Consider the following 14,045-nt stretch of genomic DNA (forward strand, 5'->3'; position numbering starts at 1 on the left):
TAAAAACATTTCTTGATCTTATTGTTGATAAATAACTTTAAACAATGCATCAATTAAAAGCAAAAGAATTATAGCATTTTCACCTATCAATTGAAAAGAAGAAAAAATAAAAAAGCCCTGGTTATTGGGCAAAGAGGTGATATTTAAAAGAATAATTATTTCATTTCATACAATTTTGTTAATAATTCTTCATGAACTCCTTGCTTAACTAAAGACATGGATAAATGTCTATAATCAAATGTGTTTTCTGTGAAAATTTTCTTTAATTGATTTTCAAAATCATAAAGGCATATATCCGCTTGTTTTAACTCTTCAAATGATAAAAGAGAATCTTCAATTATTTTCTTGTCTTCTTCAGAAAACTTCTGATCTTTTGAATCCTTAGTCAAATATTTGTGTTCAAAAATTGTCAGGACAGACAATAATACATTCACTTGTTCCTCCGTGATATTATGAGTTAAGACAAAAGTATAGAAGGGGAAGGATTTATTTTTATTCATCATGTGTAGCAACCTGATTTGATATCTTAAAAGTTTTATTTCTTCTTGTATATTCATTAAACCACCCTTTTTAGGTACATTCTTCATTAGAGTTTAAAATAGTACTCTACTTGTACTTATTTTATGAAGTATATTTGGATATATGACTTTTTGACCGACAAAGGAAATAGAATAATATGTGAAGAAGATTAATTGGAGAGGTGATTTATGAATGTGGAATACAAGAATTACCAAATTACTAAATATTAAATATCCGATTGTTCAAGAGGGCCTTGCCTATTTAGCCTATTCAGAATTAGCTTCAGCCGTTAGTAAAGCAGGTGGACTTGGGCAAATAACAGCCATGTCTTTAGGATCGCCTGACTTATTAAGAAAAGAAATTAATAGAGTAAGAGAGAAAACAAACAATCCATTTGGCGTTAACTTTGCAATTGGACAACATGGTCGACCTTATCAACATTTACTGGAGGCAGCGATTAATGAGGAAGTACCAGTAATTAGTATGACTGGTGGAAACCCAGCTTCTATTTTAAAAGAATTAGAGAAAACAACCATAAAGAAACTCGTCTTAGTTTCATCAAAAAAGACAAGCACAGAAAGCAGAGCAACTAGGAGCGGACGCTGTAATGGTTGTTGGTCAAGAGGGAGGAGGACATTTAGGAAGAGATGATACTGGGACGTTTGTACTCATTCCTCAAGTAGTCGATGCCGTTTCAATTCCGGTGATTGCTTCGGGAGGGATTGGAGATGGTAGGGGTCTCCTTGCAGCGTTTGCTCTTGGGGCTGAAGGAATAGAGATGGGTACAAGATTTATTGCAACAAAAGAATGTATTCATGCGCATCAATTATATAAAGAGACACTAGTGAATGGGGATGAGAGAGATACCGTCGTGATTAAAAGATCTTTAGGAACACCGGCACGAGCCATTAAAAATCAATGGACGGAAAAAATTATTGACTTTGAAACTAAAAACTCTAGTTATGAAGAAATAAAAGAGTACATTAGTGGAGAACGTAATAAAACCTACATATATGATGGTAAAATAGAGGAAGGCTTCGCATGGGCAGGACAAGTATTGGGTCTTATCCACGATATTCCCACTGTTCATACACTTATTGAAACAATGATCAAAAAAGCGGAGTCGATAAAAGACGAATGGAAGTGAAATAAATGAAAAAAGATTATTCCTATCCGATTGATTTTGAATGGACGACAGATGAGGTGATTGATGTGGTCACATTTTTCGAAGCGATTGAAAAGGCGTATGAAACAGGGATACAACGGGAAAAGTTAATGAATCTCTATAAAAAATTTAAAAAAATCGTTCCAAGTAAAGCAGAGGAAAAAAAGATTACGAACCAATTTGAAGAGGAAAGTGGTTTTTCTACTTATCGTGTAGTAGAAAAGGCAAGAAAAATGAATGATGGAGAACTGATTTCCATGTGATTCAAGATTAAGAAACAACATCAAAACTCAAGGTAGAGAATTAACCATAATTTTATTATGTTAACTTATTTGAACTACTTGAACATAAAAAATAACTTGTCAGACTTGCTTTCTTGTTGTAAGATTAACCATAAAATAATTACATACATTCATTCATTGATAAAGAGAGTAGTTAATGGAAAAGGAAGTTATAGCGAATTAGGGGTGGTGAGAGCCTAATGCTTCCTCATTAATGAAGCGCACTTTGGAGAAGTATCCTTGAAATGTGTAGAGGATGCCGGGTCATACTCGTTACGTATTTGAAGCTGGTTCACATGGAACAACTAGAGTGGTACCGCGGGAGCAAACTCTCGTCTCTTAATTAAATTTAAGAGGCGGGGGTTTTTTTAATTTAAAGGAGGATTATGATGGAACAGTTTAAACTAGAATTGGCAAAAATCATTCACAGTAAGATAGAGAATCACGTTACTCCTAATGAAGTTTTATCACTTATTGAAAGACCTAAAAATTCACAACATGGAGATTTAGCTTTTCCTTGTTTTTCTTTATCTAAAAAATTTAAAAAAGCACCTTCCGTCATCGCAGAGGAATTAAAGGAAAGTATTGCTTCCCCATTATTTAATGAACTCGAAGTGGTAGGTCCTTATTTAAATGTATTTTTGAACAAGAAATTAGTAGCTGAGCAAACGCTAAATGAAATCCGATACAAAAAATCGAGCTACGGTAATCAAAATTTCGGGGAAAATCAAACGATTACGATCGATATGTCCTCTCCGAATATTGCGAAGCCTTTTTCAATGGGGCACTTACGTTCTACTGTTATAGGTAATTCTATTTCTTTAATCCTAGAGAAATGTGGCTTTAAACCCTTTAAAATTAATTATATAGGGGATTGGGGAACACAATTCGGAAAGTTGATGTATGCATATCGAAAGTGGGGAACAGAAGAAGAGGTCAAAAAGAATCCGATTCAAGAACTATTCAATTTGTATGTGAAATTTCATGATGAAGCGGAAAAAAATGAGGGGTTAGCTTGTGAGGGGAGAAGCTGGTTTAAAAAACTAGAAGAGGGGGATTATGAGGCGGTTGAGTTATGGAAATGGTTTAGAGAAGAGTCATTAAAAGAATTTGAAAAAATATACAAACTATTGAATGTTCATTTTGACTCTTGTGCTGGTGAATCCTTTTACAATGATAAAATGGAACGTATTGTTCGTTTACTGGATGAAAAGGGGTTATTAGAAGAATCTGACTCAGCTATGGTAGTAAAACTTGAAGAAGAAGACCTCCCCCCCATGTTTAATTAAAAAGTCAGATGGTGCGACTCTCTATGCGACTCGAGACATTGCAGCAGCTCTATATAGAAAAGAACAGTATCAATTTTATCAGTCAATATATGTAGTGGGACATGAACAGAGCTTACATTTTAAGCAAATAGAGGTAGTTTTAAATAAGATGGGATACCGTTGGTCAGAGGATCTCATTCATATTCCTTTCGGTTTAATTTTAAAAAACGGAAAAAAGATGTCGACTCGTAAAGGTAAAGTTGTTTTGTTTGAAGAAGTGTTAAATCAATCAATTAATATGACCTTAAAAAATATTGAAGAAAAAAATCCGCAACTGGAAAATAAAGAAGAGGTTGCAAAAATGGTTGGAGTAGGGGCCATTGTTTTTCATGATCTAAAAAATTTCCGCTTAAATGATGTAGAGTTTTCTTTAGAAGATATGGTTCGATTTGATGGAGAAACAGGACCATATGTACAATATACATACGCTCGAGGTTGTTCTATTTTACGAAAAGCCCATTGGCATCTAGAAACATTCACTATAGAGAGTATGAATGGTTGGAACGATGAATGGCCTATCATTACTTTATTAACCGAGTTTCCTAGTGTTGTTCACAAGGCTTATGAGATCTATGACCCTTCCCGAATTGCGAAGTATATCATTGATCTTTCACAAGCGTTCAACAAATATTATGGAAAAGTGAACATTTTACATTCGGAAAACAAACAGACGAAGTTACTAGTTGTATATGCAGTGACAGTGGTCCTGAAAGAAGGGCTAAGATTATTAGGAATTCAAGCACCTGAAAAAATGTAGAGGTGTAATATGAAAAGCAAAGGGTGCACAACAGTTGCACCCTTTGCTTGTAAGTTTTAATGTTGCTTATTCCATAATTTCGCAAATGTTATTTGTGAAGGAAACAGGATCTTCCAATGGTAACCCTTCAATTAAAAGCGCTTGATTATATAAAATGTTTGTATAAAGCTCGAATTTTTGCTTGTCGTTTTTAAAAGTATCTTTTAGCGCACCAAATACTTTATGATTCAAGTTTATTTCAAGAACCTTATCGGCTTTCATATTCGGATTATCAGGCATGGATTGCATAATTTTTTCCATTTCAATCGAGATTTGTCCTTCTGTTGATAAACAAACAGGGTGGCTCTTTAGTCGTTTTGAAGCTTTTACCTCTTTTACTTTAGTAGATAGAACGGATTTCATCTCACTGAACAATTCTTCATTTTGATCTTTTTCTTCTTCATCCTCAACGATTTCATCCGCTTCAATTCCTAAATCACCGCTTGAAACAGATTTGAATTCTTTCTCTTTATATCTTCCTAAAACGTTGATGGCAAACTCGTCGACGTCATCAATGAAGTATAAAATTTCAAATCCTTTATCTTTTACAAGTTCTGTTTGGGGCAATTTATCAATTCGTTCATATGTTTCACCAGAGGCGAAATAAATGTACTTTTGTTCTTCTGGCATTCTTGAAACATATTCATCTAGTGTTACTAGTTCTTTTTCTTTAGAAGAATAAAACATGATTAAATCTTGGAGATCATCTTTATTCGCTCCAAAATCACTGTAAATCCCATATTTCAACTGTCTTCCGAACGATTCAAAGAAATCAAGGTAGCTGTCTCTCTCATCTTTTTGCAAAGAAAGGAGTTGGCTTTTAATTTTCTTTTTAATGTTTTTAGCAATCAATTTTAACTGGCGATCATGTTGCAAAATTTCTCTTGAAATATTGAGAGATAGGTCTTCAGAATCCACCATTCCTTTTACGAAACTAAAGTAATCTGGAAGAAGATCAGGACATTTCTCCATAATTAACACGCCATTAGAGTAAAGTTCTAATCCTTTTTCAAACTCTTTTGTGTAATAGTTATAAGGTGTTTCTTTCGGAATGTATAAAATAGATTGGTAACGAACCGCACCATCAACGCTAATGTGAACATGTTTTAAAGGTTTATCAAAACCATAATGTTTTTCAGAATAGAAATTTTCATAATCTTCATCTGTTAATTCGCTTTTGTTTTTTCTCCAAATCGGGACCATGCTATTGACGGTTTGTTCTTCTTGCACCTTCTCATACTCATCTTCGCTACCTTCTTTTAGTTTGCTTTCTGTAACTTCCATCTTAATTGGGTAACGAATAAAATCAGAATATTTTTTAACAATAGATTTAATTCGGTATTCCTCTAAGTAGTCATCAAATTCTTCCTCTTCACTATTTTCTTTAATTTTCAAAGTGATTTCAGTACCAACATCCACTTTTTCACAGCCTTCTATGGTATAACCATCGATTCCATGAGAATGCCATTTGTACGCTTGCTCACTACCTAAAGCCTTTGTTATGACCGTAACCTCGTCAGCAACCATAAAGGAGGAATAAAACCCAACGCCAAATTGACCGATAATGTCGTAGCCGTCTTTTATCTCATTTTCGTTTTTAAATGAGAAGGTACCACTTTTTGCAATGACCCCAAGGTTATTTTGAAGCTCCTCTTCAGTCATTCCAATACCTGTATCTGTAATGGTTAACAGTCTGTTTTCTTTATCAATCGTAAGTTTTATGTAGTAATCATCTTTTTTAAATTCGATCGTGTCATCTGTTAACGCCTTGTAGTAGATCTTGTCAATCGCATCACTAGCGTTTGAGATTAATTCTCTAAGAAAAATTTCTCGATGTGAATAAATTGAATTAATCATCAATTCTAAAAGTCTTTTTGATTCAGCCTCAAATTGTTTAATTGCCATTGTCATTCTCCCTTCGTTTTTAGCAATGATCGACATTATTAGCACTCACGCTTTTTGAGTGCTAATAATCTTCCACTTAATTAATTAACATGAAATCAAAAAAAAATCAATAGATTAATGATAATTTGTAGATTGGTAATAAGGTGTGAAAGGTCTCCTTTGCAATGTTTATAAGAGCTTTGCCATCTTCCAAAATTGGATCTCCTGCTTGAATTTGTCTTCCAACTAAAAATTCTCCTTTTTTCACTTCATAAAATCGAGTTAATGTTTGTTTTAAGTTTTCTTCGGTCATAGTTAAGGCTTGGTTTTTTGTATGGTCTTTTGAAATTTTATAATCAGTTGGAATGGTTTCAAGAAGAAGAGAAAAATCATCAAGAAACGTTTTACCTATTTGTTGTTTATTCGGAGCTTCATAAATATATGCTAACCATATAAATAAGTGATCGTCCCAAAGCCCAATTTGGAAATGAGGATGCTGTTTATACCCTCGTTTGTTCTCGCAAATAGCTAACCACGTGTCTTTCGGTGGATTCTTTGTTCTTCTCGCATGTTTGGCAATATGTAAGTACATTTCATTTCCAAGAGCTGCTGAAAGATCTTCGCATAATTCCTCTCCAATAAGTGAAAACTTTGGTTGGATTCGGTCCTTTATTAATTGCATTCGTTCATCCAGTCCATCTACGGTAAACGTATCAAAATCTTCTTTTGTAAAACCTTCAAATTTCATTTTATATGCCTTCTTTCTTCTTGTATGATTTATTAGTTTAGAGAAGGTACTCTTCTTTTTAGTATAGTCTATAGTATGTCCAAAGTAGTAACGATTTTAGAAAGGATCCAACTCATCGGTATTTAAAAAAATGAAACAGAATTTTTTGTTTATTTTGAATTTATGATATAATAAAAAGAAAGGGGCGTTAAAGGATGGAAAAAGTTAAGAATGGAAACTATAAGCAGCCAAATGGTGATCAAATAGGAATCATAAGGCTTGAAATTGATTATGAGCTTGCCACATTATTCGAAGCAATGCAAGAAAATGATACCGATAAAAAGCAAACGACCCTTGATAAACTGGAAGCGTTACGAGAAAAATGGCTTATGGTGAAAGAATAAGTTTAATTAGTATATAATAAGTGTCTAATATGAAATGGCAGGCCAATCCTATTACTGAAAGGAAGGGCCTGCTTTGTTGATTTTTGTTTTAACTGTTATTAAGACTTTGACCGAAATGTTTATATTATAGTAAGGATGTTATAATCTTTTTAGTATAAGGAAATGAGGGTTTACATAAATGACGAATTGGGAAGAAGTTTATCAAATCGCTCGTAATTGGGTAAAAGAAGCAGGTGATCGAATAAAAGAGTCTTTCTCTGAATCATTAACCATTGAAACAAAATCAAATGTTAATGATCTAGTGACTAATATGGATAAAGAAACAGAAACGTTTTTTATTAGACGAATAGAGGAAAAGTTCCCAACTCATAAAATATTAGGAGAAGAAGTTTGTGGACATGAATTATGCTCATTAGACGGGATTGTTTGGATTATTGACCCAATTGATGGGACGATGAATTTTGTCCATCAACAACGAAATTTTGCCATTTCTATTGGTATTTATGAAGATGGAGTGGGTAAGATCGGGATTATTTATGATGTTGTCCGAGATGAAATGTTTCATGTCCTTAAAGGGAACGGAGCTTTTTTAAATGATCGTAAATTACCAAATTTACAAGAAACTAAATTACATGAATCCATTTTATCGTTGAATGCTACATGGATTACAAAGAATAGGAGAATTGATCCTACTGTATTACTCCTTTAGTCACCGATGTCCGTGGTACTCGTTCTTATGGATCTGCAGCTATCGAATTTGCGAGTATAGCCGCTGGGATCTTAGATGGTTACATTACAATGAGACTCGCACCTTGGGATATTGCTGCGGGATTGGTATTGATTGAAGAAGTGGGAGGGAAAGTGACCACATTAGATGGAAAGCCTCTTAACATGTTAGGAACGAATAGCGTATTTGGAGCAAATTCCTCGATACATGGTGAGATTGTGGAGAAATATATAAAGGGAAAGTATAAGAGTGAGTAAGAACAATATATAATAAAAACTTGCTAGCATCCTTTAAGGGTGCTTTTATTTTTTGAGAATTTTGTCACCTATCTAAGGATTACTCGTCTAAAGGATTAGTTGGCTTAAGGAGGTGGAAAGAATTGAATGATCACATTGATGAAAAATTCTTACGGGAAGTGATGACAGATCATGGAACGTCATTATTAAAATTAGTCTATTCATATGTGAAAAATTGGACTTCAGCAGAAGATATTGTTCAAGAAACGTTTATTACTTTTTCGCAAAAATATCATCAGTTTAAGGGGAATTCTTCATTAAAAACGTGGCTTTATCAGATTGCTATTAATAAAGCTAAAGATTATCTTCGTAGTCCTAAAAATAGACTACTATGGTAAGAAAAAAGTGTGAGGGGCAATTGAATCACACTTTTTTCTCCACCTGACTTTAGAATTAGCGTAAATATTAATAATAACGATTGAAGAAACCTCACAACCTCCCTTGTTCTCTAAGTTTTTTCTTGTATGTAAATCCACTTCCAAATACAACGATTATTCCAATAATGGAGGCAATAACCCCTAAAACACTACCTTCACCAACGGCGATTCCAGTAGCAACCATAAATGTTGCTCCTAAAAATGCTAAAAATAATAATAATCCATTGATTTTTTTCATACTAATGACCCCTTTTGCGTCAAATAAAATGTTATTTATTTGTATAGACGAATGAAAAAGATTTTTATTTCTTCTATCTATGATATAATACTGTACGGTTAATGAATAGTATTGGAGATGAAAAAGTGAAGTTAAGAGAAGATATTAAAAATATTGCGATTATAGCTCACGTTGACCATGGAAAAACGACGTTAGTGGATCAATTGCTTCATCAATCAGGAACGTTTAGAGATAACGAACAAGTAGCTGAACGAGCAATGGATTCAAATGATTTAGAGCGTGAACGTGGGATTACGATATTAGCGAAAAATACCGCTGTGCAATACAAAGACACGCGCATCAATATATTAGACACACCAGGACACGCTGATTTCGGCGGTGAAGTGGAACGTATTATGAAAATGGTCGATGGTGTTTTATTAGTTGTCGATGCTTATGAAGGCTGTATGCCACAAACGCGTTTTGTATTGAAAAAAGCGTTAGAGCAACAATTAACACCGATTGTTGTAGTGAATAAGATTGATAAACCATCTGCACGTCCAGAAGAAGTCATTGATGAAGTGTTAGAGCTTTTCATTGAACTTGATGCAAATGAAGATCAGCTTGAGTTCCCAGTTGTCTATGCATCCGCAATTAATGGGACAGCAAGTATTGATGCTGACAAGCAAGATGAGAATATGGAAGCTTTATTTAAATCGATCGTTGAAAACATGCCATCTCCAGTTGATAATCGTGAAGAGCCACTTCAATTCCAAGTAGCTTTACTTGATTATAACGACTACGTAGGTAGAATTGGGATTGGCCGTGTATTTAGAGGAACAATGAAAGTAGGACAGCAAGTTTCCTTAATGAAGTTGGATGGAACAGCAAAAAATTTCCGTGTAACCAAAATGTTTGGTTTTCAAGGACTGAAAAAAGTAGAAATTAATGAAGCACATGCGGGAGACTTAATTGCTGTATCTGGTATGGAAGATATTAATGTAGGAGAAACGGTCTGTCCTGTAGAGCATCAAGAAGCACTTCCAGTACTTCGCATTGATGAGCCAACATTACAAATGACGTTCGTTGTTAATAACAGTCCATTTGCCGGAAGAGAAGGAAAATTCGTAACTGCTCGCAAAATTGAAGAGCGTCTTCAGCAGCAATTGCAAACAGATGTTAGTTTGCGTGTAGACCCTACTGATTCACCAGACGCTTGGATTGTATCAGGTCGCGGTGAATTACATTTATCAATCCTTATTGAAAATATGCGTCGTGAAGGATTTGAATTGCAAGTATCAAAACCTGAAGTCATCATTCGTGAAGTGGACGGAGTTAAATGTGAACCATTTGAGCGAGTGCAAATAGATGTTCCAGAAGAAAATGTAGGATCTGTCATCGAGTCTTTAGGATCACGAAAAGGTGAAATGTTAGATATGATTAATAATGGGAACGGTCAAGTGCGCTTAATTTTTAGTGTACCATCTCGAGGACTTATTGGTTATTCCACTGAGTTTATGTCTATTACAAGAGGATATGGAATCATTAATCATACATTTGACAGTTATCAACCTCTTCAGCAAGGTCAAATTGGAGGAAGAAGACAAGGGGTTCTTGTTTCAATGGAAAATGGAAAATCATCTGCCTATGGTATTCAAGCAGTTGAAGATCGCGGAACGATTTTTGTTGAACCAGGTACAGAAGTGTATGCAGGGATGATTGTTGGAGAGCATACTCGGGAAAATGATCTTGTCGTTAATATTGTTAAAACAAAACAACAAACAAATATTCGTTCAGCTACTAAGGATCAAACAGTGGGCATTAAACGTCCAAGAATTATGTCTTTAGAAGAAGCACTAGAATATTTGAATGATGATGAATATTGCGAAGTAACACCAGAGTCGATTCGTTTAAGAAAGAAAATTTTAGATAAAAACGAGCGTGAAAAACAAGCGAAGAAGAAAAAACTAGCTGGAATGTAATTAAAGGGTTGTCTTAATGATGATTTCTATCATTGAGATAGCCTTTCTTTTTCTTTTTTATTGGCTTGAATTTCAAATAGAGATATACTGAAATTAAACCTCTACGAATAAAAATAAAGGAGGATTATTGTGAGTACAAATGTTTCTCAAAGGTTATCATTTTTTTCTAGTTTGTATAGAGTTGATGAACAACCTGAATTGGGTATGTGGTATTTATACTTTACCATATTGGTTTTATCGATTATCGTTTTTAAACTAGGATTTGCAAAAAGGTTACCTATATTAAAAGCGGCCGTTATTTATCTTTTTCTTGCGTTAGGATGCACGGTTTTAACCTTTTTAGGGATCTTTTTACCAGTTGCAGAAGGATTAGTAGTGGCAGCGTTAATACTTATTATTTATAAAATTCGTCTTTATTTATCAAAGAGAGGGGACCAAGAGAGCGGGGCATGAACTCTTTACAAGATGTTTTTTACAATTGGTTGTCCATTAAATTAGTCACGGATCAGTGGCCACATGATCAAGCGGCTGTCGATACAGAACGATTATTTGCTGAAATGCTAAAAGAACAGTTTGCTGTTTCGAATATTTCTATCAATCGTGGTGTTGAGCGTTATGATATATCTTTTCAAAAAGAAAATGAAGATAGAAGCTATTCATTTCCAATAGAGTTAGTTGAAGCAACGATCAACCAAATGAAAAAGCATCCAGATAAATTTATAGATGAATGACGATAGAAGAAACGTGTAGAGTAGATTTCTAGACGTTTCTTCTATGGATTATTTAACCAGTTTATTGGTTTTTGTAACCAAATGAGAAAAAGTAATAATTTTATAGTTGAGATTGTGTATACTTGATTAGTGGAAATTTGTTAGGAGTTGAAGGAATGAAAAAAAAGAACGTTTTTATGTTAGTTTTAGCAATCTGTGTTAGCTTAGTAGCTTGTGATTCAGGAGAAGAAGCTTCATCTGATGGTTCGAGTGAAAAAAAAGAAACAAGCCAAACGAAAAAAAATGGAATGACAAAAGAAGAATTAGTAGATGAAATTACACAAGTGGAATTAGCGAGTGTAAAGTCGATTGTTGAAGGGAAAACCACTATTAAAGCGAATAGTCAAGACTTCTCCACCTCTTTTAATATGGAGGTAGATGTTACAGCAGAACCAAATGTTATGCATATGGATATGTCAACTGTTGATGGTGATATGGAAATTTATCTAGGTGAGGATTTAGGGTACATTTTAGTTCCAGGAGAAGGTCGATGGATTTCGGGACCGAGAGAAGAAGTGTATGATACATCCGAGGGTGATGTAATGGAATCCTATAAACTATATAATCAAGTTTTAAATGACCATATTGATTTATTCAACATGGAAGAAGAAAGTGGGACATACACGTTAACACTAGATAATAGTGACTTAAATGACAAAAGAATCTTTGACTTTTTAGAGCAAACATATGCAGCAAATGGTATGTCTATGGAATTCGATACGTTAAGTGAGATAGAGTATAAACTTGAATATAATGAGCATTTTCATTTAACTAATCTAAAGACAAACGTCATTTCTGAAATAACGGATGAAAATGGAGAAAGCTCATCTCTAAAAATATATTTAAAAGCAGATTATGAAGTAAATAATATCGATAAGCTAGAAATTCCAGCAGAAATTGTAGAAAATGCAATAAACTATGAAGATCTAGAAACTGAGTAAAAAAGCAATCCAACATGTGATTATTATAGACATAGTAAACTTGAGAGACTTCTCTTCTTTGAGGGGTTCCTTTTCACTTTACTATTACAAAAAATATTTAGGGATTAGCACATTTTTTGAAAGGATAAACTAAGAAAATATGAATCTAATAATCAGATTGATTTGAGGGGTATGTGTAAATCTTGCATTATTATAGGGATAGATTTTTTAGGAGATGAAAAAATGAAGAATCTTAGAGGATTAATTATAGTATTTGCATTATTGTTAACTGTTTCAGCATGTGGCTTAGGGAATTCTTCAGATACTGGTTCAACAAATGAGAAGAAAGAAAATCAAGAAGAATTAACGAAACAAGAAGTAATAGATAATATTATGCAAACAGAAGTAACAGATATTTCTTCAGTAGTAGAAGGTGAAACAACTATTGAATCCAATGGTCAAAATATGACAACATCTATTGATATTAAAATGGACATGACCAACGATCCTTACGCTATTCATATGAATATGGGATCTATAGATGGGGAAATAGAATTGTATATGGATAAAAATTATAGTTATGTCTTAATACCTGGTGAGGAAGAGTGGGTTTCAGGGCATACAGATGCTGTAATAGATCCTTCTGAATTACAAATAGCTGAGTCTTTCAAGCAATATAATCAATTATTAAAGGATTATTCTGATTTATTTGATATGAGCTATGAAAATGGAATGTACAGGTTAACTTTAAATAATTCAAATCTTAATGATGAAAGGTTAGTACAATTTTTTGAAAAATCTTCAGAAATGAACAATATGTCGATAAGTGTAAGTAAGATCAATTCTATAGACTATTCGCTATACTATGATGACCAGTTTTTCTTAACGAAAGTGACATCTAATATTAATTCTGACCAAATTGTTGAAGATGGTTCTAATATGACGATGAATGCAAAACTTGAAATTAAATCTAAGGTAAATAAAGGTACAAAAATCACGATCCCAACTGAGGTTGTTGAAAACGCAATTCCTGTCGAATAGATTTTCATATTTCTGCTTGACTAAATAAGTAAGATGATTGAAAATAGTAAAGTAAATCATTAAGAATTCAACCTATCGCTTAGTAAAAATTTGGTCAAGTGGTTTCTTTGCCTTTTTTTGGAAAGGATGAAGGGGTGAGGAATATGTTAAATATAAAGAAACTATTTTTAGTCGCAAGTTTAATTACTTTTTTTATTGCCGTTTACTTCGGAAGTATTGCTTATATGGAATTTATGAAAGAAGATATGGATGAAGTTTATTTAAACGTATCTTATTGTGCTCTTTTTCTAAGCTTTGGATTTATATCCTTGCAAATCAAAGAGAACCGAGAAAAGTATCATAGAGAAAGATAGTAGAGAAAACCACTTTTTTAGAAAAGTGGTTTTCTTACATTAATTAAGGAGAATGGATTATTCTTCTTCTTCTTCTTCTTCAGTTTCCTCATCAGTTTCTTCTGACTCTTCTGTGCCAGTTTCTTGATCATCATTTGTGTCAGTGTCATTTCCACAACCAGTTACAAGAAAAATGGCTAAAAATGATGCACCAAGTTTAAGTAATAATTTCTTGTTTTTCATTTTCATTTTCTTTCCTCCTAATAAAATATGATTACA

Annotated in this window: 14 protein-coding genes, 3 pseudogenes and 1 other annotated feature; of the genes and pseudogenes, 12 read left to right on the plus strand and 5 right to left on the minus strand. The window is 33.5% G+C overall.

Going from position 1 to position 14,045, the window contains the following annotated elements:
- Positions 1 to 155: 155 nt before the first annotated feature.
- The gene (locus LC087_RS03655) at positions 156 to 434 is read right to left on the minus strand and encodes a hypothetical protein (RefSeq protein ID WP_226539691.1); all 279 of its coding nucleotides are present in this window, start codon (positions 432 to 434) and stop codon (positions 156 to 158) included.
- A 277-nt stretch (positions 435 to 711) separates the two neighbouring features.
- On the opposite strand from LC087_RS03655, the pseudogene LC087_RS03660 reads away from it, so the two are divergent.
- The 3 genes and pseudogenes from LC087_RS03660 to argS all read left to right on the plus strand — a co-directional run bounded on the left by LC087_RS03660 (position 712) and on the right by argS (position 4,050).
- Positions 712 to 1,666, plus strand: a pseudogene (locus LC087_RS03660) (NAD(P)H-dependent flavin oxidoreductase).
- Positions 1,667 to 1,671: 5 nt separating this feature from the next.
- Positions 1,672 to 1,947, plus strand: a complete 276-nt coding sequence (locus tag LC087_RS03665; RefSeq protein ID WP_226539689.1) for a UPF0223 family protein — start codon at positions 1,672 to 1,674, stop codon at positions 1,945 to 1,947.
- Positions 1,948 to 2,094: 147 nt separating this feature from the next.
- Positions 2,095 to 2,308 (plus strand) — a binding site (T-box leader).
- A gap of 46 nt (positions 2,309 to 2,354) precedes the next feature.
- Positions 2,355 to 4,050: pseudogene (gene argS / locus LC087_RS03670) on the plus strand (arginine--tRNA ligase).
- 66 nt (positions 4,051 to 4,116) lie between these two features.
- Here the strand turns inward: argS and htpG are convergent.
- Both htpG and LC087_RS03680 read right to left on the minus strand, forming a co-directional pair.
- On the minus strand, positions 4,117 to 5,994 hold the full coding sequence (gene htpG, locus LC087_RS03675; RefSeq protein WP_226539686.1) for a molecular chaperone HtpG: 1,878 nt from the start codon (positions 5,992 to 5,994) through the stop codon (positions 4,117 to 4,119).
- A gap of 106 nt (positions 5,995 to 6,100) precedes the next feature.
- The gene (locus LC087_RS03680) at positions 6,101 to 6,721 is read right to left on the minus strand and encodes a DUF1054 domain-containing protein (protein WP_226539684.1); all 621 of its coding nucleotides are present in this window, start codon (positions 6,719 to 6,721) and stop codon (positions 6,101 to 6,103) included.
- A gap of 194 nt (positions 6,722 to 6,915) precedes the next feature.
- Between LC087_RS03680 and LC087_RS03685 the strand changes: the two genes are divergently transcribed.
- From LC087_RS03685 to LC087_RS03695, 3 genes and pseudogenes are all read left to right on the plus strand, one after another.
- Positions 6,916 to 7,104: a hypothetical protein gene (locus LC087_RS03685; RefSeq protein ID WP_226539682.1), complete on the plus strand. Its 189-nt coding sequence runs from the start codon at positions 6,916 to 6,918 to the stop codon at positions 7,102 to 7,104.
- Positions 7,105 to 7,282: 178 nt separating this feature from the next.
- A pseudogene (locus LC087_RS03690) lies at positions 7,283 to 8,088 on the plus strand (inositol monophosphatase family protein).
- Between the two features lie 122 nt (positions 8,089 to 8,210).
- Entirely contained in the window at positions 8,211 to 8,465 is a 255-nt protein-coding gene (locus tag LC087_RS03695) for a sigma-70 family RNA polymerase sigma factor (protein WP_226539678.1), read from the plus strand.
- A gap of 91 nt (positions 8,466 to 8,556) precedes the next feature.
- Here the strand turns inward: LC087_RS03695 and LC087_RS03700 are convergent, their stop codons facing one another.
- The gene (locus LC087_RS03700; protein ID WP_226539675.1) at positions 8,557 to 8,742 is read right to left on the minus strand and encodes a DUF5325 family protein; all 186 of its coding nucleotides are present in this window, start codon (positions 8,740 to 8,742) and stop codon (positions 8,557 to 8,559) included.
- 125 nt (positions 8,743 to 8,867) lie between these two features.
- On the opposite strand from LC087_RS03700, the gene typA reads away from it, so the two are divergent.
- From typA to ypmT, 6 genes are all read left to right on the plus strand, one after another.
- Positions 8,868 to 10,703, plus strand: a complete 1,836-nt coding sequence (gene typA / locus LC087_RS03705) for a translational GTPase TypA (protein WP_226539673.1) — start codon at positions 8,868 to 8,870, stop codon at positions 10,701 to 10,703.
- 129 nt (positions 10,704 to 10,832) lie between these two features.
- Positions 10,833 to 11,156, plus strand: coding sequence for a YlaH-like family protein (locus LC087_RS03710; protein WP_226539671.1), 324 nt, complete (start codon positions 10,833 to 10,835; stop codon positions 11,154 to 11,156).
- Positions 11,153 to 11,434 (plus strand): hypothetical protein, encoded by a 282-nt coding sequence (locus tag LC087_RS03715; protein ID WP_226539669.1) that lies wholly within the window; start codon positions 11,153 to 11,155, stop codon positions 11,432 to 11,434. The genes LC087_RS03710 and LC087_RS03715 overlap by 4 nt, the downstream gene beginning before the upstream one ends.
- Before the next feature lie 155 nt (positions 11,435 to 11,589).
- The gene (locus LC087_RS03720) at positions 11,590 to 12,414 is read left to right on the plus strand and encodes a DUF6612 family protein (RefSeq protein WP_226539667.1); all 825 of its coding nucleotides are present in this window, start codon (positions 11,590 to 11,592) and stop codon (positions 12,412 to 12,414) included.
- A gap of 222 nt (positions 12,415 to 12,636) precedes the next feature.
- Positions 12,637 to 13,434 carry a DUF6612 family protein gene (locus LC087_RS03725; protein ID WP_226539665.1) on the plus strand — a complete coding sequence of 266 codons (798 nt, stop codon included), beginning with the start codon at positions 12,637 to 12,639 and terminating at the stop codon, positions 13,432 to 13,434.
- 143 nt (positions 13,435 to 13,577) lie between these two features.
- Positions 13,578 to 13,787, plus strand: coding sequence for a protein YpmT (gene ypmT / locus LC087_RS03730; protein ID WP_226539664.1), 210 nt, complete (start codon positions 13,578 to 13,580; stop codon positions 13,785 to 13,787).
- Between the two features lie 57 nt (positions 13,788 to 13,844).
- On the opposite strand, the gene LC087_RS03735 is transcribed toward ypmT, so the two are convergent.
- Complete coding sequence (locus LC087_RS03735; RefSeq protein ID WP_226539663.1) at positions 13,845 to 14,015, minus strand: hypothetical protein; 171 nt, start codon at positions 14,013 to 14,015, stop codon at positions 13,845 to 13,847.
- Positions 14,016 to 14,045 lie beyond the last annotated feature (30 nt).

Origin of the sequence: Bacillus carboniphilus (genome assembly GCF_020524035.2) — a bacterium.
Taxonomy (GTDB): Bacteria; Bacillota; Bacilli; order Bacillales; family JAIVKR01; genus Bacillus_CC.

Coding starts and splice junctions, on each gene's coding strand:
- LC087_RS03680 (WP_226539684.1), bottom strand. CDS start 6,721: ATGAAATTTGAAGGTTTTACAAAAGAAGATTTTGATACGTTTACCGTA.
- LC087_RS03700 (WP_226539675.1), bottom strand. CDS start 8,742: ATGAAAAAAATCAATGGATTATTATTATTTTTAGCATTTTTAGGAGCA.
- htpG (WP_226539686.1), bottom strand. CDS start 5,994: ATGGCAATTAAACAATTTGAGGCTGAATCAAAAAGACTTTTAGAATTG.
- LC087_RS03720 (WP_226539667.1), top strand. CDS start 11,590: ATGAAAAAAAAGAACGTTTTTATGTTAGTTTTAGCAATCTGTGTTAGC.
- LC087_RS03735 (WP_226539663.1), bottom strand. CDS start 14,015: ATGAAAATGAAAAACAAGAAATTATTACTTAAACTTGGTGCATCATTT.
- LC087_RS03665 (WP_226539689.1), top strand. CDS start 1,672: ATGAAAAAAGATTATTCCTATCCGATTGATTTTGAATGGACGACAGAT.
- LC087_RS03685 (WP_226539682.1), top strand. CDS start 6,916: ATGGAAAAAGTTAAGAATGGAAACTATAAGCAGCCAAATGGTGATCAA.
- LC087_RS03725 (WP_226539665.1), top strand. CDS start 12,637: ATGAAGAATCTTAGAGGATTAATTATAGTATTTGCATTATTGTTAACT.
- ypmT (WP_226539664.1), top strand. CDS start 13,578: ATGTTAAATATAAAGAAACTATTTTTAGTCGCAAGTTTAATTACTTTT.
- LC087_RS03715 (WP_226539669.1), top strand. CDS start 11,153: ATGAACTCTTTACAAGATGTTTTTTACAATTGGTTGTCCATTAAATTA.